Below are 18,586 nucleotides of genomic sequence, written 5' to 3'. Positions count from 1 at the left end.
CATGATGATTGAAGTAGACAACCTCACCCATACGTTTCGCGCGCGGGGAGACCGCACCACCAGCCCACTCCAAGACGTCAGCTGCACGTTTGAAGACGGGACGATCAACTATCTGCTCGGCCTCAACGGAACGGGCAAGTCCACCCTGCTGGGCTGCATCGCCGGCATCCACCGGCCCACGCACGGATCTGTCCTTATTGATGGACGCGCACTGTCCGAGCTGCGCTATCCACTGCGGTCTGTCGGCAGCCACCTCAGCTCGAACAAATTCCAGAAAACCCACTCAGCGTTGACCCATCTTCGCTGGCTGTGCAAGCTAGCTAATGCTCCGGAGGAACGAGCCGCCGAGCTGCTGAATGCAGTGGAGCTCAACAGTGTGGGCAACACTCCCATTGCTAACTATTCCTTAGGCATGCGTCAACGTCTTGGCATCGCAAGCGTGCTAGTCGGCAATCCACGCAACATCATCTTGGATGAGCCACTCAACGGCCTCGATATCCAAGGCGTGATGTGGCTACGCTCGCTGATTCAAGGCTGGGCGGACGAGGGGCGCTGTGTGCTGATTGCCTCCCACCATCTCAAGGAGGTAGAGGCAACCGCTGGCACCGTCACCGTCCTGAGCCAGGGCAACATTGTGGCCTCTGGAACCACAACCGAGGTGATTCAACAGAATCAGGCCACCGACCTCGAACAGGCGATCGCTCAACTGATCCCGGAGCTAGGGTCATGAACCTTTTCAAGAATTCACTGAACAACCTTCGCACCATTATTTCTGCAGAACGCGTGCGCTTGTCTGGGTCACGTGGCCCACTCGTTCGAGTGGCACTTCCCTTGGGCTTCCTCCTGCCTCTGATCATCACCTTCGTGGTCGCCGCAGTGGCCGAATCCATCCAATCAGCTGGAGGCATCTTTCAGGCCCAAGCCGTCCACACAACTAATTCAGCATACTGGCCCATCCATTTGGGAAGCATCGTGTTTGCCGCCATGGCAGCGCACGCTCAAGCTTCAGCGAACAGCCCCTTTGTCCGCGCAGCGATTCCTTGGCAGAAGACCGATCAACTAGCTCGCTGGCTCTTCCTGAGTGCGCTCGCAGCTTTTTCTACCGTGATTAGCGTGGCCCTGTGTCTGCTCTTGTTGCCGTCTTTCTTCCCAGTGTTATACGGCCAGGTGAACTTCTTTTCTCCAAATGCCACGCGCATGCTCATCACCGCCCCCATCTATTCCTTTTTCGCCGTAGGAATAGGAATCGCAATCGGCAAGGTGCTCAACTCGTCGGCAGCAGCCATCGCCACGCTGACCATTTGGGCTCTGTTGGTGGAAAATGCCGTGTGGCTGGTGCCCGGCGGCGCAAAAATCACCAGTTGGTTGCCGTTCCTCAACGGAGTGTTCGCCACGGGGCAAGACCTGGCACTGTTCCCGCCATGGGGACGGACGGGCGCGATGGTCTACTTCGCCGTGGTTGCGCTTTTGCTCTTTGGGTTGTCGCTCATAAAAAGGTCACGCCCCTAATCACGCGTCCGGCAGTAGCCGGTTCGCGTGACTACAAGTCAAGCCGCACGAAGCTAACCAACCCCTCCGGCAGCTTCTCCAGCAACGGCTGCAGCCAACTCTTCGTCCAGTCCAGCACACCAGTGTTCCAGCCGAGCACAAACAGCGCGATCAGCGTCACCCAAATCAGGATCAGCAGCAGGAACCCCAGCGCTCCCTTGACCAGCTTGCTCTGCTTGTCCCACCACTCGTCGAACTTGTCGTACTGCCGGATACTCCACATCAGCAGGCGGTGCGGCCACTCCAGCTCCAGCGACAGCACACCAATGCCGATGAACACCATGAACCAGCCAGGTGCTGGGAACGGAATCATAATCAGACCAACCAGGACCACCAGCCAGCCGGCCACCAGCGTCAGCGGGCGGACAAGGTAGCCGTGTTTCTTGTCCTTCAGCCGGCCATGATGCGCACGGATTCTCTCCACACGCTCGTGAACGGCGTTGCCCATCTTTGACATGGTTTACAAGATACGCGAGACCGCGCCCCTATGAAGAAAGACCCCAAGAAGAGAACATCCCAACGAATGAGTTGAACAGCGCACCCAGTGACCTGAACAGAGCGTCGAAGACGCTCTGGATTCCACTCAACGAACTTCCGGGCGCGCTGTTCCCACTACTGCCGCTCACTGGTTTGTCGGCAGGCTTCTCACTCGGCTTGTCGGTAGGCTCGTCCGCCGGATCATCCGCAGGCTCATCGGTTGGGAGGTCAGGAAGGTTCTCCTCGGCGTCTACCTTCGAAGGATCACGCAGCAGGTTCAGCTCCGCGTATTCGTTGTACGTCGCGGAATCCACGTAGACGGTCGTGGCCAGCACGTCGCCGTTGTCCTGTGCCACCAGAACTCGTCGGTCGCCGCTGGTTCCCTTGGCATTCGGGATCGTCACGGACCTCTGGATCTCCATCGTGGCCGGATCCACCCAATTCACGGTACCTGTCCCCTCCTCGGAGACTACCGCCGTGCCATCAGGCAGGAAGTCCACGCCCGAGACCTTATACAGGTTGCCCACCTGCTTCGCCTCTCCGTGCGGCACCAGCTGACCGTCCGCGTAAGTGAAGAACTGCACGCGCGAGTCCTGCTTGTAGGCGGCATTGTAGAACGCCACGTTCTCCCCTTAACAGTCATGCCGGACATCAGTCGGCCCAGATCCTCGCCGCCCTCAATCGCGCTGACCTTACCGTCGGTCGTGATCAGCAGCGGATCCACGCGCCAGGTTTTGTTGTCACCGGCGTAGACATTGTTGTTGGCAAAGTAGAGGTAGTTTCCGTCGGACAGCTGGGCGAAGTCGCGCATGGCGTCGAACGAATATCCATCGCCCCAGAATCCGGCCAGCGCGTATTCATCCTTGGCGGCACCGGCGACCTGTGGGATTGTTTCGCGCGGGTCGTCTATTTTCATAATCGACGACGCCCCCGTTGCCCCATCAACCGTCGTCAACTGGGCTTCGCCGCTTGCCTGCTTGGACAGCACCGTGGCACCAACATCTGCGGTGAGCGTGAGGCCGACCGAGGTGTGCTCGATGGCGGTTTCGTCCTTGATGTTCTCAAGGCCGTTAATGCTGACGGTGCCACTCTTGAGGGTGCTGGTGGTGGCATCCACCCACCACAGGCGGTCGTTGTCGGCCAGTGCGTAGAGCACATTCGGTGCGCCGGCCTGCTCGATGATGGTCACTGGTCGCATGGTGCGCAGGTCCACAATGGTGAGGTTCTTGCTGCCAGCAACCACGCCGAATTCCTGGTTGATCAGGGTGCGGATGGCGCCGGGTTCCACCTCGGTGCGTGCGGTGCCGATCAACTTCACGCTGCCTTCGTGGACGGTCGGTTCGCCGCCGATTCCCTGGTAGGTGAAGTTCAGCGACGCCAGTGGGGACTCCAGGTTGTAGAAGCCGGAGAAGGTGTCCACGCCGTCTTGGGTCAGGCGTGGAACCAGGTTCGACCAGGTCACAGTGTTGGAGCCTGCCGCATTCTTGTCAGCTGCGCCGTCGTCAACTGCCGTGCCTCCAGCCGTGAACGTGGCACTGGAAGGGTCGATATCGGCGATTCGAGCGCGCTGCTTCTCGAAGATCGCGCCACCTGGATACTGCTTAGAGCGCACGTCCGCCTCTACGTAGGAGCCCTCGTCGGAGAGGACCACAGTCGGCTTGCTGATGGTCAGCTCCAGATCGCAGTTGCCGCGCTGGGCGGGCTGGCCGTTACAGTACCGGAAGTACTCCACGGTTCCCTTAAAGTCCGCCCGAGTGACGTGGCCGGTCTCCTCATAGGTGGCTTTGTCTAGTTGGAAGCGATAGGCCTGCTCCACCTCGCTGCCCGTGTTGCTGCCGTTGTTTCCGTTGCTGTCGTTGCTGTACATCTTGGTCGCGCCGTCGGAGACGTTGGTGGCGCCGCCGACGTAGCGCAGGAACGAGTCACGCAGAGCCCAGTCCATATACTCGGTCTGCGCTGTAGCATCGCTTGCAACAGTCTCGCTCGCGGCACTATCAGCCGCGGTCGACTCTGGACCTGTCGCGGCCACAGCAGCAGAGTCGTTCGCCTGGTCGGCATCAGTTGCGACGTGTGCTTCAGCGTTCACTGGTGCCGCACCTGCAGCCCCCATAATCAGTGACGTCGATACCCCCGGCACCGCCAACGCCACAGCAATCGCACCCGCAGCAACAGTTCGGGTTACACCCATAGAATTCCTCCTTGAAAGTCATACTCAAAAACAGATTCAAGAAGTTAAGTTAGCCTAACAAAGTTAGGTAATCCTAATTCAGGGTTAGCGTAAATATTTCAGAACCAGCGCGACAGCACCGCAGCCACGCCGTCCTCGTCATTCGTCAGGGTGACCTCGTCGGCGATTTCTTTCAGCGATTCCTCGGCATTGCCCATCGCCACGCCGTGCCCCGCCCAGGTGAGCATCTCCGTGTCGTTGGGCATGTCCCCAAAGGCGATGGTCTGCGCGGCATCCACGCCGATCTGCGCGGCGATCCATTCCAGCGCGGAGCGCTTGGAGATCCCCGCCGCTGCGACCTCCACCAGGCCCCCTTCATAGCTGTAGGTGGCTTTCGCCTGGGTGGCGTCAATAAAAGGGCGCACCGCGGCAAAGAGCTCGGCCGAGGTTCGATTGGGGTCCCGGACCAGCAGCTTCACCACGGGCGTAGCGGCGAGCTCTTCGAGGGACTGGACGGCATGCTCGGTGGAATCCCAGGCGTGGTCGTAGCCGGGAGAGACGGAAAATAGTTCGTCGGCGCGGTCAAAGGCACTGGTCCCGGCGCGCTCAACGGCGAAACCCACCCCAGGGACGGACTCGCTGAGCTGTGCAATGAGAGTGCGGATGAGTTCCGGCTCGAGGGTCGCGGCGTGCACGATCTGATCCCGGTCGGCGTCATAAATAATGGCACCGTTGGCGCAGGCACAGACGGGCCGGACAGGCAGCTGCTCGAAGACGGGCATCAGCCAGCGCGGCGGGCGGCCGGTGGCGATGGTGAAGACGGTGCCTTCGCGCAGCATCGAACTCACCGCGCGGCGCATCCGCTGCGAGACCCGCTCCCTGCTGTTGAGCAGGGTGCCGTCAACGTCGCTGACCACCAGCAACGGGGAATCCTGCATCGCTCGGGCCTACTTTTTGCGCAGACGGTTGATGCGCTGGCGCAGCGGCACCAGGATCTTGTTGATTCCTGTGGCCTGCTCGCGTTCGCGGGCCTCGGTGGCGGCACGGAGCTCGGCCTCGGCCTTCTCCTTGGCGCGCTTCTCCTTGCGAGCCGCGGCATCGGCACGGTCCTGGACGGTAGCTTCCTCCAGCGTCGGAGCGGCTCCGCCGAGGGCGGCCGGCACCCAGAATTCGCCCTTGGGCATGGGGCCGAAGCGCTCCTCCCAACGCTGGCGGGTCAGGTCCATCTGCTCGACCATGGTCTGGTGTAGTCGCTCGGTGGTGGCCTGTGCATCCTCGGTGACCTCGACCGGCTTGCCGACGGTAATCACCAGCTGGGTTTCCTTCGGCCGCCAAATCGGCTTGCGGCCCTTCGTCCACACGCGCTGGGAACCCCAAATGGTCAGCGGGATCAGCGGCACGCCAGCCTCGTAGGCGATGCGTGCGGCGCCCTGGCGGAACTCCTTGATCTCGAAGGACCGGGAGATGGTGGCCTCCGGGAAGATGCCCACCAGGTCGCCGGCCTTCAGCTGCTTGATGGCCTGATCCACCGAGGCCTGCCCGTCCGCGCGGTCGACGGGGATGTGGTTGTAGGAGCTCATGAGCGCGCCCACACCCTTGACGTCGAAGATCTCCTTCTTCGCCATGAAGCGCACCACGCGGCCGCCGCGCACGTGCGCCGGGATGCCGCCGTAGGTGAAGTCCCAGTAGCCGGTGTGATTTACGGCGATCATGGCCGGACCGTCTGCGGGGATGTTTTCCGCGCCGTAGACCGCGCAATCCAGGTGCTGCATGTAGCGGAACCACAGCTTGGCGATGCCGATCGTCGGGAAGCCGTAGGGGAACTCCTTGGCTTCCTTGTGGCCGGTGGTCTTGGGCTGGTAGCCATCGGGGAAGCTGAAGCTATCGAGCAACGACATGGGTGGCGGTTACCTCTCCTGAGTCCTTGGAAACTGTGGCTCAACCAGCGCGCGGGGTCGCACACTGGGCCGAGTCGGCGCTTTAGGCGCCGGATTCGCTGAGCTAATTGCTGGGCTTCAGAATATCTTTACCGACGAAAGGACGCAGCGCCTTCGGCACAACCACGGAGCCGTCGGCCTGCTGGTGATTCTCCAAAATGGCCACCAACCAGCGGGTTGTCGCCAGGGTGCCGTTCAGGGTGGCGGCGGTCTGCGCCTTGCCGTCGGCATCGCGGTAGCGGGTCTTCAGGCGGCGGCCCTGGAAGGTGGTGCAGTTGGAGGTACTGGTCAGCTCGCGGTACGTCTGCTGGGTGGGGACCCACGCCTCCGTGTCGAACTTGCGGGCCGCCGAGGAGCCGAGGTCGCCGCCGGCGACGTCGATCACGCGGTAGGGAACCTCGATGGCCGCCAGCATTTCGCGCTCCATAGCCAACAGCTCCTGGTGCAGCTCCGTGGCCTCCTCCGGCTTGCAGTAAACGAACATCTCCACCTTGTCGAACTGGTGGACGCGGATGATGCCGCGGGTGTCCTTGCCGTAGGAGCCAGCTTCGCGACGGAAGCAGGAGGACCAGCCGGCGTAGCGCAGCGGACCGTTAGAGAGGTCGATGATCTCCTCGGAGTGGTAACCGGCCAGTGCGACCTCGGAGGTGCCGACCAGGTACATGTCGTCTTCCTCCAGGTGGTAAATCTCATCGGCGTGGGCACCCAGGAAACCGGTGCCGGACATAACCTCGGGGCGCACCAGCACCGGCGGGATCATGAGCTGAAAGCCGTGCTCCATGGCCTTCTGGGCAGCCAGCTGCAGCATGCCCAGCTGCAGCAGCGCACCGTCGCCGGTGAGGAAGTAGAAGCGGGCGCCGGAAACCTTCGTACCGCGCTTCATGTCGATTAGCCCCAGGGATTCGCCCAGCTCGAGGTGATCCTTCGGCTCGAAGTCGAACTGCGGCGGCTCGCCCACCACGTCGAGGGTGACGAAGTCCTCCTCGCCACCGGCCGGCGCGCCTTCCTCCACAATGTTGGAGATCTGCATCTGCAGGTCGTAAACGGCCTGCTCGGCGCTGGACTGGGCCTCCTCCAGCTTCTTGACTGCCTCGGCCTTCTGCTTGCCCTCCTCGCGCAGGGCCTGCTTCTCCTCGTCGGAGGCGGAGCGCATCTTCTGCCCCATCTCCTTGGAGAATGCCTTCTGTTCCGCACGGGCCGCGTCGGCGGCGCTGATGGCCTCGCGGCGCTGCGTGTCGGCCTCCAGCAGCTGGTCGATCAGCGCTGGATCCTCCCCACGAGTGCGCTGGGATTCACGGGCTACATCGGGGTTATCGCGCAGAAACTTCAGATCAATCATGGTGCTTAGCTTAGCCGGTTCGCCCTCGTAGTTGTCTGCCCAGTTCCCCCCTATGGCACAACCCCTACTAGACTGGCCTCACAATTAGAGTCCAATACTGTCGTTTACAGTCAAAAACCCGAAGCAGATTTAGAGCGAGCCCATGACCACCAGCGAAGCGAAAACCCGCCGCAGAGCACGCAGCCTCACCATCGCATTGTTCTCCGCCCTGTGCGGTGGTGTCAGCGCTGCAGCGTTCGCCTTCGTCGCGCCCGAGGGCAGCACCCCGCTGGTACCGGCTGATGAAAAGCAGGGGCAGCACGTGAATAACACCACGTTCACCGAAGCCAGCAACGGCGACTGCGTAAATTGGAAGCCCGGCAAAGACGGTGTGAACTCCGGCTTCGCCACCGTCGATTGCGAACAGCCCCACCGCTTCGAGGTCAGCTCCCGCGAAGACCTCGGCCAGTACCCCACCAGCGAGTTTGGCCCATCCGCAAAGCAGCCGGACTTGAAGCGTCAGGAAGAATTGACCAACGAGCTATGCACCGGACCGACGATGCAGTACCTCGAGGGCAAGCTCGACCCGGAGGGGCGCTACTCCATCTCCCCGATCCTGCCCCCGCAATCCGCGTGGAACGACGGCGATCGCACGATGCTGTGCGGCGTGATGGTTCCAGACGCCACCGGCCGCACCACCGAGACGACCGGTTTTGCGGCAAAGCAGGATCAGTCGCGCTACTTCGAAAAGGATCGTTGCGTACGTGCCGATGGCGACCTAACCAACGAAGTTCCGTGCGAGGAGAAGCACGCCTGGCAGGTGACCTCCGTGGTGAACCTCGGCGAGGAGTTCCCTGGCGCCTGGCCGGATACGAAGAAGCAGAATGAGTTCCTGAACAAGGTCTGCACCAAGGCCGCGCAGGATTACCTGGGTGGCGACGATGCGCTGTATAACTCCACGCTCACGCCATTCTGGACCACTCTGCAGCGCCAGTCCTGGGATGCAGGCTCGCGCACCGTGAACTGCGCTTTGACGTTCGGCCGCCCCGGCGGCGGGTTCGCCACCCTCGTCGGCGATGTGCGCAGCGAATTCACCATTGACGGCCACCCGCCGAAGACCCCGCCGAAGCGCAACCCGCTACGCCGGGATGCAGGCTCCGAAAATGCTGACAATGCTGGCGCTCCCGACAACGCCGGCAACCCCGGCGCCGATGCAGCACCAGAGGGCGGCACCCCGGCCGCAGAAGCCCCGAACGCCAACCCAGCCCCAGCGCCGTAGGTGGATACTCCCCATGGCCATCGAAGTTTCCCCAGAGCGCTTCGAAGAGCTCGTTGACCTCGGCCTTCGGCGCATCCCCCGCGAGCTGTTGGATAACGTCAGCAACGTCGCCATCGTCACCGAGGACTACAACCCCGAAAGCCCGGACATCCTGGGTCTCTACGAGGGCATCGCGCTGACAGAGCGCACCTCCGAGTACACCTCTGCCCTGCCCGACAAGATCACGATTTACCGCTATGCCCTCGAGGACATCTGCGACACCGAGGAAGAGCTAGTCGAACAGGTCGCCATCACCGTCATCCACGAGCTCGGCCACCACTTCGGCATCGATGACGACCGCCTGCACGAACTCGGCTGGGGCTAGAGCGTCGCCGCGCCCCACCCCAGCACTTCGAAAGAGCCCTCCAGGCTATCGAGCACCCCGGAGCGCGCCGCCGTTGTCTCGACCCTGTTCGTTTCTGTTTTATTTTGTGACGCCCCAGGCCGGCCCACCGCAACGTCTGCCAACTCGGCAATGTTGTCTGGCACGCGCAGGGTAATGACGTTGCCGTTGGCCAGGTAGTGCATGAAAGCCCACTCCGGATCCACCCCACCCAGGAAGCGGGCGACCAGGCGGATCACGGCACCGTGGCTGACTAGCGCAACATCGGTGGGCTCAGCGCCGTTCTGTACTGCCTCCCGGTTCGCCGCCTCGTTGTCGGCCAGTGCGACCAGCAGCGTGGCCAGGTATTCGCGCAGCACCTCCGCGCCAGACAGACCGCCGGGCACGACCTTGTCGACTCGGCCGAGCATCCAGGCACCCAGGATGGAGTGGTAGGCCTCGTGAGAGTCCTCGTCGTTCTTCATCTCGTACTGCCCGGCGGGAATCTCGGAGACCCGCGGCAGTCGCTGCAGTGCTGCTTGGATGTGATCCGTCGCGCGGGCGGAGGCGGTGGCGTCATCTAAAGATCCCCCGCGGGAAAAGCCCGCAGGAACGATCTCTCCGCCGAAGGCACCGGCCAGTCCCACGGCCGTTTGCTGCGCACGGGCGGCAAAGGAGGAGGCGATCTTCAGGCGCTGGGTGCGCTCGGTGAGCCAGTGGCCGGCTTCGGCGGCCTGCTCCCAGCCCAGCTCGGTGAGGTCGGCGCCGGGTAGCGCGGTATCCAGGGCGTGGATGGCGTTGGAGGTCGTCTGGCCATGCCTGACCAGGAAAAGACGTGTCGATTGTGCCATTGCCTAGCTACCCTTCTGGCCGCTCTTGAGTTCCTCAATCCATCTACTGGATTCAGCGTAGTTCGGCGGGGCACTGCCCGCATGGCGATGCAGCGGATGGCTGGTGGATTCCGCGACCGGCAGAGCCTCCGCCGAGGGCCAGCTGCCCAGGAAGCGCACGTCCTCCGCGCGACGGTACAGGCCAGCCAGGGCTTCGGCCACGGCGGCGTCCTCGATGTGGCCGACGATGCCGATGTGGAAGACGTAATTACCGTTGGCCGCGCCCTCGCCCTTTTCCCCAGTACGGCGGGGGCGGGAGCCGATGCGCGCCATGTCCACCTGGCGGGTGGACAGCTCGGCGATCGCATCCAACAGGCTGGAGGGCACGTTCGGCAGCCAGAGCACCATGCCACTGCGATCGTTGCCCGTGCGCTCGGTGGGCTTACCGGGGTTGCCAACCAGAATGAAGCGGGTCTGGGCGCCAGCGACATCGGCCACCCCCTCGGCCACGGCGTCCAGCTGGTGGATCTCCCCCGCACGGGCCGGTGCTGCGGCGGCATCCGCCTGGCCGGCCTTCACTGCGGCCGCGGCCGCACCGTTACTGGAGGCGGGGACGAAGGAAACGTCAGGCAGGTTCTCCGCCACCCAGTTGCGCACCTGCGCCTCGGCGACGGGGTGGGTGGTCAGCGTCTTGATGTCCTCGAGCTTGGTGCCGGGGCGCACCAGGATAGAGAACACCACCGGTACGAGCACCTCGCGGTAGATCTGCAGCGGCTTACCGTAGGTCAGCGCATCTTCCGTCTGCGAGACCGGACCGTCCACGGAGCTTTCCAACGCCACGCAGGCGAAGTCGGCCTCGCCGTCGCGCACCATGTCCAGCGCCACCCGTGGGGAGGTGACGGGAATCTCGGTGGCGCCCTCCGGCACTGCGCCGAGCTGCTTAAACTGCTTCAGCGCCTCTTCGGTGAAGGTCCCTTCGGGGCCGAGGAACGCTACGCGCCCAAAAGAATCATTTGTGGAACCACTCATGCAACGCAGTCTAGTGGAGAACCCCACCAGGGATTCCCTGCCATTCTCGGAGACTAGGCTTCCCGGGCTATATCCCGGGTATATCCTTGGGAAGCAATGAACCGCACGCCCGACCAGCCCAGCACTTTTGCCGCCCGCCTCGCCCGCGCCCGGCGCGATACTGGGCTCAGCAACGCACAATTGGGCGTGGCCCGCGTCTACGACAACCCCCACAGCTACGACTTCCTGCGCAGTCACCCGGATCTCCCCCTCGGCGGCGAAGAGGTGCTGATCAAAGACCTGCAGCAGGTGGCGGGCGAGGTCACAACCATGGGGTCGGTCCACCACAGCTTCGTGGCCAACTACCACGACACGACCGCCCACCGCCTGCTGGTGGGCGGGGCCACGCTGGTCGGCGCGTCTTCCTCCGCGGAGTACGGCACCACCGCCTATACCGAGCCCGTCGGTATGTCCCAGCCCGTCAACCCGCTGAATTCCGCGATGATGGTCGGCGGTTCCTCCGGCGGGGCGGCCACGGCTGTCGCCCGTGGATTGGTGAACATCGCCCACGCCACCGACGGCGGCGGTTCCATCCGCATCCCCGCGGCCTGCTGCGGGCTCGCCGCGTTGAAGCCCGCCCACAACCACCGGTTCGGCTCGTTCACGCCGGTCGCGCAGGGGTTTATCGCTTCCGACCTGCCCGCTACCGCCCGCGCCTACGGCTTGCCAGCGCCGGATACGGACACGCTGCACCTGGAGCCCGCTCACCCGCCGCGGCCCCTGCGCATCGGCTACACCAACCAGCCCTTCCACACCCGCAGCGTCGTCTCCCCGGACATCGCCGCTGCCACCGCCGCAGCCACGGCATTGGCCACCACGCATCCGCTCGTCGAGTCCGTCACCCAGGCGCCAGCCCCCTATCCCCCGGCTACCTTCCAGCTCTTCCGCGACCTCATCGCCGCCCGCTGTGCGGACCTGCCGGGCACGCTGTCGCCGATAACGACCTGGCTGCGCGACGAAGGCCGGCAGGTGCCGAAATGGCGGCGTCAACAGTTAGAAGAACAGATAGTCGGGCTAGACCCACAACGGGCGTGGCCGCACTTCGATGTGATCGCGACCCCGACCCTCGCCTGCGCGCCGCCACCTCCCGGGGCGTTTTCGCAGCTCACGCCCGCCGATAACTTCTGGGCGCAGACCGCCTGGACCCCGTGGGGCACCCTGTGGAACCTGACGGGATGGGCGGCCGTCACGCTGCCGCTCGTCGCCCCCGAGCGCGTGCCCGGCCGCTGGCCGATCGCCCTGATGCTGGGTGCGGTCGGCAATCGCACGAACGCCGCGACGCTGCTTTCCCTCGCTGCTTTTCTTATGGACGCCGCCTCGCGCCTGCCCGCCGAAAGCCTCAGCGTTGCGGTTCCGGGCGATATAGAGGCCCTGGATTTCCGCGTCAAGCCCGACAACAGCCACAGCCATGAGCATGAGCACTAGCACCAGCGACCGCACGGCACTGCGGTGGGAACTGCTGCTTGTCCTGGGCATCACCTTCGGCACCCCGGGGCTGCGCGCCATCGCCCGGCTGGTGGAGGCAACCGTCAGCCCGGAGACGCTCAACGAGCAAAAAGCCACCCTCAACCAGGCACAATCGGTGCTGCCCTGGCTGGATCCGATACTGCAGCTGCTCTCCAGTGGCGTGCTCTTCGCCTGGGGCGGGTTGGCGATATTCCTGCTGCTACGGCACCTGCCCACCCCGGCGCTGGTGCGCAGCTGGCGGCTGTGGGGCCGCGACTGGCTGCACGGGGCGGGGCTGGCCGCGATCATCGGACTACCGGGGCTGGCGTTTTATCTCGGCGCGGTGCACCTGGGGCTATCGAAACAAGTCGTGCCCACGGGCCTGGACGAATCCTGGTGGCGGATTCCGTTGCTAATTCTGAACTCCTGGGCCAATGGATTCGCCGAGGAACTGGTGGTCGTGGCCTGGCTCAGCACGCGACTGCGGCAGCTGCGCATCAGCTGGGCGTGGGTGTTCGCCGCCAGCGCGCTGCTGCGGGGCAGCTACCACCTCTACCAGGGGTATTCCGCCGGTCTGGGCAACATCATTATGGGTGTCATCTACCTCTGGTATTTCAAGCGAACCGGGCGGATCTGGCCCCTCGTGATCGGCCACGGGCTGATCGATACCGTCGCATTCGTCGGCTACGCTGTGCTGTTTTAGTGCACAGTTGGGCCCTTCGAGCGCCGCTGTACCATTGCATTGACGCCAGCCCTGCCCCCGGAACCCGTTATTATTGTCCCCATGAATTCTCGCGATAATTTCGGCCCCCGCCGCCCCGCCAACAATTCCGGCGGCGCGGACGGTGCCGGGGGTATGGAGATCGCCCGGGACCGTCACGGCAAGCCCATCCTGGATCGCTACGGGCGGCCGGTACGTAAGGGCGTCATCCCTCCGAGCAGCAACGAGCCCAACGGACCCACCGAGTCCACCGGGCGCAAGGAGCCCCAGCGCCGCGAGATCCCGAATCAGCCCGAAGGACCGCGCTACCGCCGTGCCGAGCCGCTCCCGCCACGCGATGCCAACCCCGATGCCAACCGGGGTTACCAGCCGCAGCCGGGCCAATATCAGGGTCAGTATCCGGGCCAACAGCCCCAACAGGGGCAACCTTTCGGCGAGCCGCAATTCGGCGGCTACCCCGAGCGTTCCGGCAGAGGCCGCGCTGGCAGGGGCGAGCCCCCGCGCCCCACTCGGCGCCCCCGTGGGCGGACTACCCAGCGACCGCGGAAGCGCAAGCGCTTCGGCTTCTTCAAGGCGCTAGGTCTGCTGCTGGCCATCGTGCTGGCGTTCAGCATCGGCGCGGCCGTGTGGATCGATACGAAGCTCCAGCGCATCGACGCCCTACAGGATTACGACGGTCGCCTGGGGAACACCTCCGGAACCAACTGGCTGCTAGTTGGCTCGGATTCCCGTGCCGGGCTGAGCCAGGAGGACGCCGACCGTCTGATGGCCGGGGAGCTGGATGAATCGGTGGGGCGCACAGACACGATCATGGTGGTGCACATCCCCCGCTTTGGCGGAGACGCGACCATGCTCTCCCTGCCGCGCGATAGCTGGGTGGACATCCCGGGCTACGGGCAGAACAAGCTCAACCAGGCGTTTTCCCTCGGCGGCCCGGCACTGCTGCAGCAGACCGTGGAACAGGCGACGGGCATCCACCTGGACCACTACGCAGAGATCGGCTTCGGCGGATTCGCCAATGTTGTCGACGCAGTCGGCGGCGTGGAAATGTGCCTGGACGAGCCGCTGGATGACCCGATGGCGGGCATCAACCTGCAGGCCGGCTGCCAGGAACTCGATGGGCCGACCGCGCTGGGGTACGTGCGCTCCCGCTACGCCTCGGCGCAGGGAGACCTGGACCGCGTGGAGCGCCAGCGCAAGTTCCTGGCCGCGCTGTCCAATAAGATCAAGTCCCCCGGCACCCTGCTGAATCCGTTCAAGAACTTGAAGGTCGCGGACGCCCTCAGCGCGAACATGAAGGTCAACGAGGGCGACCACGTGTGGAACCTCGCCTCGCTAGGCCTGGCAATGGCCGGCGGCGCGAAGCAGGAGACCGTGCCGATCGCTGGCTACGAAAACACTTACGCCGGCAACGTCGCACTGTGGGACGAAGCCGGCGCAGAGGAGATGTTCGCGGAGCTGCGTTAGGCAGTAGCTGGCTAACTCGCTAGCCAGCTACAAGCCAGCCGCTGCTAGCGGATGGTTACCTCGCGGGACTGGATGGTCTGCTTGGCCTTCTGCTCGTCGGCAGTCAGCGGAGCATCCTTGGCCAGGGCTTCTGCGATCTTCGGATCCAGCGCCTCCAGGCCTTCCTTCCAGGAAGCGGACTCGCGGCTGCGGTCCAGGTCCCACACCGGAACCAGGATGCCGTGGGTGCGGAACACACCGGCGAACTTGGAGCCCTCGCCCAGGTGCAGTTCACCAGCAGCGTGCAGGCGGGCCAGAGCGTTCAGCAGCTCCTCCTCGCCCTCCTGGCGAACCCAGCGGATGTGCGCCTTGTCGGACGGATCAATCCACCATGCGGCACCCTTGATGTCCGCCTCCACGCGCTCGGAAGGCAGCACGGATTCGTTGGCGCGCTGCAGGGTGGCGGCGATCTGCGGGTTGTTGCGGTTTTCCTCGGTCAGCCACCAGGCGAAGTCCTGGGCGACGGTGATCTCGGAGGCAGCGTCCTTGTTCAGGATGTCCGCCAGGGCGGGCTCAGTGCCGTCGGCCACGCCGACCTCCAGGGACTGGCCCGGCTCGGCCTGCTTTACCCAATTCAGGGCAAATGCCAGGTCACGGTTCGGGTTGTCACCGCGGCGCTGGGTCTGCAGTGCGACGAAGGCCTCGCCGCCGTCTTCCTCCGAGCGGCGCAGTGCTGCGACCGCACCCGGCAGGACGGTAACGATGGAGATCTTGTGCTCCGCGTCCTTCACGTCGGCAACGAAGTGCGCCGAGGGGACGAATTCCTGCAGGGCGATCAGGTCGGCCTCCATGGCGAAACCATCGAAGGGGCGCGGGTCCTTCTGCAGCTTCGCGCGTTCCGCGGCGCGGGCAGCGAGCTTCGCCTGGCGGCGGCTCATGCCCTCGGGCAGGTTCTCTTGATTCTTTTTCTTCTTAGCCACGGTCGTTAATTGTACCTGGCTGCACCAAGGAAAATGCAGCAGCACTGGTTTCTCTAGCTGCTCCCAGCTTGTCTGCTCCCAGCTTGTCCAGCCCCAGCTCGCTGTCGCGCCACATCCGCGCCCGCCCGGGGTAGTTCGTCGCCAGCCAGGTCACTCCCTGGCGCGCAGCCCACCGCACTTCGTCCTCCTTGTCGGCAGTCCACACGTAGGTTCCATCGCCAAAGCGGCCGATGATGTCGGGGCGAATCCGACCACGTGCGACCGACAGGCCGTGGGCGTCCACCACATGCAGCGCCTCAAGCCCCGGGTTGAGCATGCGCTGGTACTCGCGCCGCAGCAGAATGCGGTGAACCGCCGGGTTGATCATCTTGAAGCGCACCAGCGATTGCGGGCTGAAGCTGATCAGATGCACGTGCGCGCTCTCCGCCAGGTGCGCCCGCTGCAGTTCGTAGTGCAGGGCGTGCTCGACCTTAGGCCCGTAGCGGTTCGGGTGCTTGGTCTCGATAAAGATGTCTTTTTTTAGTGACGCCCCCTCTCCAGCGCCTGCCGCCCCAGCCCTCTGGCTATGCTCCTGCCCGGCGTCGATGCGCGAGGAATTCACGTCGTTAAAAAAGGTCAGAAGCTCGCGCAGAGTAAGCACCTGCGCGGGCTCCTCGGGAGTGCCGACGTTCAGCTCCCGCAGCTGCGCCAACGTCATCTCACTGACCACGCCGTTGGATTTCGCGGGCTTGTCCACCGCCACTCGGTCGATGGTGCGGTCGTGCAGGCAGACGAGTTCCCCGTCGCGAGTCAGGCGGATGTCGCATTCGAAGCCGTCCGCTCCCCTTTGCTCGGCCAGTTCATAGGCTGCCAGGGTGTGTTCTGGGCGTTCCTTGGAGGCTCCGCGGTGGGCGACAATTTTCATACCCTCTATTTTTAGTGCTCCGGCGTGCAACCGGCATCCGCTCACGCCCGACAGCCTCCAAGTTTCACTTATTGTTTACTTAAATCAGCCCCGCTTCGCCCATCACCTTGCGCAGCACGTTCGCGGAGTGATCAAACCTCTCCTTTTCTTCGGCGTCCAGTTGCAGCTCCACGGCGTGGCGCACGCCCTGGCGGTTAATCACCGCGGGGGTGCCGATGTAGATGTCCTCGAATCCGTACTCGCCCTGCAGCAGGGTGGAGATCGGCAGCACGACATCCTGGTTGCTGAACACCGCCTGGGTGATGCGCGCCAGCCCCATGCCGATGCCGAAGCTGGTGGAGCCCTTGGCCTGGATGATCTCGTAGGCCGCGTCGCGGGTCTTCACGAAGATCTCGTCGACGTCCTCGTCGGCGGATTCGCCGATCAACTCCAGCCGGTGATGGATGGAGGTGCCCGCCACCGAACCGGCGGAAAGCACCGGCAGCTCGGTATCGCCGTGTTCGCCGATCACGTACGCGTGCACGGAGGTCGGCGCGAGGTCGAAGTAGCGGCCCAGTGCATAGCGGAAGCGCGCGGTATCCAGAATCGTGCCGGAGCCGATCACGCGGCTGGAGTCCATACCGGAGAACTTCCACGTCGCGTAGCTCAGGATGTCCACCGGGTTGCTGGCGACCAGGAAGATGCCGTTGAAACCGTGTTCCATCACGTCGCCGACGATCGTCTTGAAGATTGCGGTGTTCTTGGCAACGAGGTCCAGTCGGGTCTCCCCCGGCTTCTGCGCCGCGCCCGCGCAGATGCAGACCATCGCGGCGTCGCGGCAGTCCTCGTAGGTGCCAACCGAAACGCGGGTGTTGTGGTGCGACCACGGCACTGCGTGGTTGAGGTCCTGTACGTGGCCCCAGGTCTTGCGCTCGTCCAGGTCGATGATGGCCAGGTGGTCGGTCAAACCCTGGTTAACCAGGGTGTATGCGTAGGCGATGCCGACGTCGCCCGCGCCGATGAGAACGATTTTGGAGCCGGGGGTTGGTGGCGTGGTGGTGCCGTTGGTGTCATTGTGCGGTTGTGGAGCAGTCATTGTGGCCTTCTTCCTTCTGGTTGCCCTGTAGGTGCCTTCGTTCTTTATTGACGCCCACGGCCAGCATAGCGCTGTGTCCAGACACGCTCACCACATGATTTTCTGACCGTTGAACTTTTGATACGTGGCGTCCATAACTAATAAGTTCCTAAGAGAAAACCTTGCAGGAACCATATTTTCGCGCCACACTTGTTGTCATAAGCACTTCCGACGTGTGAAAGGAACTTTAGAAACTATGGCTAAGTACGAACTTCCCGAGCTGGACTACGCATACGACGCTCTGGAGCCCCACATCTCCGGCGAGATCATGGAGCTGCACCACACCAAGCACCACCAGAACTACGTTAACGGCGCTAACGCTGCCCTCGAGAAGCTGGAGGCTGCCCGCAAGGACGGCTCCATCGCTGGCGTAGTTACCGCACTGTCCAAGGACCTTGCTTTCAACCTGGGTGGCCACACCAACCACTCCCTGTTCTGGAAGAACCTCTCCCCGAACGGTGGCGGCGAGCCGACCGGCGAGCTGGCTGAGGCTATCAACCGCGACTTCGGTTCCTTCGAGGCATTCCAGGAGCACTTCAACGGCGCTGCTCTGGGCCTGCAGGGCTCCGGCTGGGCAGTCCTGGGTTACGACCACATCGCTGGCCGCCTGGTTATCGAGCAGATGACCGACCAGCAGGGCAACCTGTCCATCAACCTGACCCCGCTACTGCTGCTGGATATGTGGGAGCACGCCTTCTACCTGCAGTACAAGAACGTTAAGGCAGACTACGTGAAGGCTGTCTGGAACGTCTTCAACTGGGACGAGGTTGCAAAGCGCTACGAGGCTGCCCAGAAGTAAAGCTGCATCAAGGGGCGCCCGCGTAGGCGCCGCCCCAGCACTGAAAACTAAATAGAGCTGGCCCTGTATCAGCGCCGGAAGCATCTTCCGGCCATTTGATACAGGGCCTTTTGCGTCCCCAGAAATGTAGCTCCAGAACGCACCCCTAGAAACGCAACGGGCCCGGCGAACGGTTTCTTAAACGAGCACTC

19 protein-coding genes are annotated in these 18,586 nt (G+C 63.6%); 8 read left to right on the top strand and 11 right to left on the bottom strand.

Features of this window, described 5'->3' with window-relative positions; genetic code table 11:
- Position 1: 1 nt before the first annotated feature.
- The gene (locus tag MHX52_RS07145) at positions 2–730 is read left to right on the top strand and encodes an ATP-binding cassette domain-containing protein (protein ID WP_239317373.1); all 729 of its coding nucleotides are present in this window, start codon (positions 2–4) and stop codon (positions 728–730) included.
- Entirely contained in the window at positions 727–1,509 is a 783-nt protein-coding gene (locus MHX52_RS07140) for a hypothetical protein (RefSeq protein ID WP_239317370.1), read from the top strand. Before MHX52_RS07145 ends, MHX52_RS07140 begins: the two co-directional genes overlap by 4 nt.
- A 31-nt stretch (positions 1,510–1,540) precedes the next feature.
- Here MHX52_RS07140 and MHX52_RS07135 read toward each other — a convergent pair whose 3' ends face one another.
- The 6 genes from MHX52_RS07135 to serS all read right to left on the bottom strand — a co-directional run bounded on the left by MHX52_RS07135 (position 1,541) and on the right by serS (position 7,468).
- Complete coding sequence (locus tag MHX52_RS07135; protein ID WP_239317367.1) at positions 1,541–1,996, bottom strand: TIGR02611 family protein; 456 nt, start codon at positions 1,994–1,996, stop codon at positions 1,541–1,543.
- Positions 1,997–2,033: 37 nt separating this feature from the next.
- The gene (locus tag MHX52_RS07130; RefSeq protein WP_239317365.1) at positions 2,034–2,552 is read right to left on the bottom strand and encodes a PT domain-containing protein; all 519 of its coding nucleotides are present in this window, start codon (positions 2,550–2,552) and stop codon (positions 2,034–2,036) included.
- Positions 2,495–4,213 carry an HtaA domain-containing protein gene (locus tag MHX52_RS07125; RefSeq protein ID WP_239317363.1) on the bottom strand — a complete coding sequence of 573 codons (1,719 nt, stop codon included), beginning with the start codon at positions 4,211–4,213 and terminating at the stop codon, positions 2,495–2,497. Before MHX52_RS07125 ends, MHX52_RS07130 begins: the two co-directional genes overlap by 58 nt.
- Before the next feature lie 98 nt (positions 4,214–4,311).
- Positions 4,312–5,130 (bottom strand): HAD family hydrolase, encoded by an 819-nt coding sequence (locus tag MHX52_RS07120; RefSeq protein WP_239317361.1) that lies wholly within the window; start codon positions 5,128–5,130, stop codon positions 4,312–4,314.
- 9 nt (positions 5,131–5,139) lie between these two features.
- Positions 5,140–6,090 (bottom strand): 1-acyl-sn-glycerol-3-phosphate acyltransferase, encoded by a 951-nt coding sequence (locus tag MHX52_RS07115; RefSeq protein WP_239317359.1) that lies wholly within the window; start codon positions 6,088–6,090, stop codon positions 5,140–5,142.
- Between the two features lie 103 nt (positions 6,091–6,193).
- Positions 6,194–7,468 carry a serine--tRNA ligase gene (gene serS, locus MHX52_RS07110; protein ID WP_239317357.1) on the bottom strand — a complete coding sequence of 425 codons (1,275 nt, stop codon included), beginning with the start codon at positions 7,466–7,468 and terminating at the stop codon, positions 6,194–6,196.
- A 142-nt stretch (positions 7,469–7,610) separates the two neighbouring features.
- Here serS and MHX52_RS07105 point away from each other — a divergent pair, with 142 nt between their 5' ends.
- Positions 7,611–8,726 (top strand): septum formation family protein, encoded by a 1,116-nt coding sequence (locus tag MHX52_RS07105; RefSeq protein ID WP_239317355.1) that lies wholly within the window; start codon positions 7,611–7,613, stop codon positions 8,724–8,726.
- Between the two features lie 13 nt (positions 8,727–8,739).
- Positions 8,740–9,090, top strand: coding sequence for a metallopeptidase family protein (locus tag MHX52_RS07100; protein ID WP_239317353.1), 351 nt, complete (start codon positions 8,740–8,742; stop codon positions 9,088–9,090).
- On the opposite strand, the gene MHX52_RS07095 is transcribed toward MHX52_RS07100, so the two are convergent.
- Entirely contained in the window at positions 9,087–9,938 is an 852-nt protein-coding gene (locus tag MHX52_RS07095; protein ID WP_035005891.1) for a histidine phosphatase family protein, read from the bottom strand. The two genes, MHX52_RS07100 and MHX52_RS07095, sit on opposite strands and share 4 nt — an antisense overlap.
- Positions 9,939–9,941: 3 nt before the next feature.
- On the bottom strand, positions 9,942–10,946 hold the full coding sequence (pheA, locus tag MHX52_RS07090) for a prephenate dehydratase (RefSeq protein ID WP_239317351.1): 1,005 nt from the start codon (positions 10,944–10,946) through the stop codon (positions 9,942–9,944).
- A gap of 96 nt (positions 10,947–11,042) precedes the next feature.
- Between pheA and MHX52_RS07085 the strand changes: the two genes are divergently transcribed.
- The 3 genes from MHX52_RS07085 to MHX52_RS07075 all read left to right on the top strand — a co-directional run bounded on the left by MHX52_RS07085 (position 11,043) and on the right by MHX52_RS07075 (position 14,619).
- The gene (locus MHX52_RS07085) at positions 11,043–12,410 is read left to right on the top strand and encodes an amidase (protein ID WP_049049292.1); all 1,368 of its coding nucleotides are present in this window, start codon (positions 11,043–11,045) and stop codon (positions 12,408–12,410) included.
- Positions 12,400–13,134 carry a CPBP family intramembrane glutamic endopeptidase gene (locus MHX52_RS07080; RefSeq protein ID WP_239317350.1) on the top strand — a complete coding sequence of 245 codons (735 nt, stop codon included), beginning with the start codon at positions 12,400–12,402 and terminating at the stop codon, positions 13,132–13,134. Before MHX52_RS07085 ends, MHX52_RS07080 begins: the two co-directional genes overlap by 11 nt.
- A gap of 81 nt (positions 13,135–13,215) precedes the next feature.
- Entirely contained in the window at positions 13,216–14,619 is a 1,404-nt protein-coding gene (locus tag MHX52_RS07075) for an LCP family protein (protein WP_239317348.1), read from the top strand.
- A gap of 44 nt (positions 14,620–14,663) precedes the next feature.
- Here the strand turns inward: MHX52_RS07075 and MHX52_RS07070 are convergent, their stop codons facing one another.
- The 3 genes from MHX52_RS07070 to MHX52_RS07060 all read right to left on the bottom strand — a co-directional run bounded on the left by MHX52_RS07070 (position 14,664) and on the right by MHX52_RS07060 (position 17,557).
- Entirely contained in the window at positions 14,664–15,536 is an 873-nt protein-coding gene (locus MHX52_RS07070) for a DUF5926 family protein (RefSeq protein WP_255721483.1), read from the bottom strand.
- Positions 15,537–15,570: 34 nt separating this feature from the next.
- The gene (locus tag MHX52_RS07065; protein WP_239317345.1) at positions 15,571–16,482 is read right to left on the bottom strand and encodes a glycerophosphodiester phosphodiesterase family protein; all 912 of its coding nucleotides are present in this window, start codon (positions 16,480–16,482) and stop codon (positions 15,571–15,573) included.
- A 79-nt stretch (positions 16,483–16,561) separates the two neighbouring features.
- Entirely contained in the window at positions 16,562–17,557 is a 996-nt protein-coding gene (locus tag MHX52_RS07060; RefSeq protein ID WP_239317342.1) for an L-lactate dehydrogenase, read from the bottom strand.
- Positions 17,558–17,792: 235 nt separating this feature from the next.
- Between MHX52_RS07060 and MHX52_RS07055 the strand changes: the two genes are divergently transcribed.
- Positions 17,793–18,395, top strand: coding sequence for a superoxide dismutase (locus MHX52_RS07055; protein ID WP_005297298.1), 603 nt, complete (start codon positions 17,793–17,795; stop codon positions 18,393–18,395).
- Positions 18,396–18,586 lie beyond the last annotated feature (191 nt).

The organism is Corynebacterium sp. ACRQJ, from assembly GCF_022346045.1.
Lineage (GTDB): Bacteria > Actinomycetota > Actinomycetes > Mycobacteriales > Mycobacteriaceae > Corynebacterium > Corynebacterium evansiae.
Note: the sequence above shows the minus strand (reverse complement) of the source record. Positions and strands in the feature narration are given on the sequence as shown.

Excerpts from the sequence above, each read along its gene's own strand:
- MHX52_RS07145 (WP_239317373.1), top strand. The coding sequence starts at position 2 with ATGATGATTGAAGTAGACAACCTCACCCATACGTTTCGCGCGCGGGGA.
- MHX52_RS07140 (WP_239317370.1), top strand. The coding sequence starts at position 727 with ATGAACCTTTTCAAGAATTCACTGAACAACCTTCGCACCATTATTTCT.
- MHX52_RS07135 (WP_239317367.1), bottom strand. The coding sequence starts at position 1,996 with ATGGGCAACGCCGTTCACGAGCGTGTGGAGAGAATCCGTGCGCATCAT.
- MHX52_RS07125 (WP_239317363.1), bottom strand. The coding sequence starts at position 4,213 with ATGGGTGTAACCCGAACTGTTGCTGCGGGTGCGATTGCTGTGGCGTTG.
- MHX52_RS07120 (WP_239317361.1), bottom strand. The coding sequence starts at position 5,130 with ATGCAGGATTCCCCGTTGCTGGTGGTCAGCGACGTTGACGGCACCCTG.
- MHX52_RS07115 (WP_239317359.1), bottom strand. The coding sequence starts at position 6,090 with ATGTCGTTGCTCGATAGCTTCAGCTTCCCCGATGGCTACCAGCCCAAG.
- serS (WP_239317357.1), bottom strand. The coding sequence starts at position 7,468 with ATGATTGATCTGAAGTTTCTGCGCGATAACCCCGATGTAGCCCGTGAA.
- MHX52_RS07105 (WP_239317355.1), top strand. The coding sequence starts at position 7,611 with ATGACCACCAGCGAAGCGAAAACCCGCCGCAGAGCACGCAGCCTCACC.
- MHX52_RS07100 (WP_239317353.1), top strand. The coding sequence starts at position 8,740 with ATGGCCATCGAAGTTTCCCCAGAGCGCTTCGAAGAGCTCGTTGACCTC.
- MHX52_RS07095 (WP_035005891.1), bottom strand. The coding sequence starts at position 9,938 with ATGGCACAATCGACACGTCTTTTCCTGGTCAGGCATGGCCAGACGACC.
- pheA (WP_239317351.1), bottom strand. The coding sequence starts at position 10,946 with ATGAGTGGTTCCACAAATGATTCTTTTGGGCGCGTAGCGTTCCTCGGC.
- MHX52_RS07085 (WP_049049292.1), top strand. The coding sequence starts at position 11,043 with ATGAACCGCACGCCCGACCAGCCCAGCACTTTTGCCGCCCGCCTCGCC.
- MHX52_RS07080 (WP_239317350.1), top strand. The coding sequence starts at position 12,400 with ATGAGCACTAGCACCAGCGACCGCACGGCACTGCGGTGGGAACTGCTG.
- MHX52_RS07075 (WP_239317348.1), top strand. The coding sequence starts at position 13,216 with ATGAATTCTCGCGATAATTTCGGCCCCCGCCGCCCCGCCAACAATTCC.
- MHX52_RS07070 (WP_255721483.1), bottom strand. The coding sequence starts at position 15,536 with ATGAGCCGCCGCCAGGCGAAGCTCGCTGCCCGCGCCGCGGAACGCGCG.
- MHX52_RS07065 (WP_239317345.1), bottom strand. The coding sequence starts at position 16,482 with ATGAAAATTGTCGCCCACCGCGGAGCCTCCAAGGAACGCCCAGAACAC.
- MHX52_RS07060 (WP_239317342.1), bottom strand. The coding sequence starts at position 17,557 with ATGACTGCTCCACAACCGCACAATGACACCAACGGCACCACCACGCCA.
- MHX52_RS07055 (WP_005297298.1), top strand. The coding sequence starts at position 17,793 with ATGGCTAAGTACGAACTTCCCGAGCTGGACTACGCATACGACGCTCTG.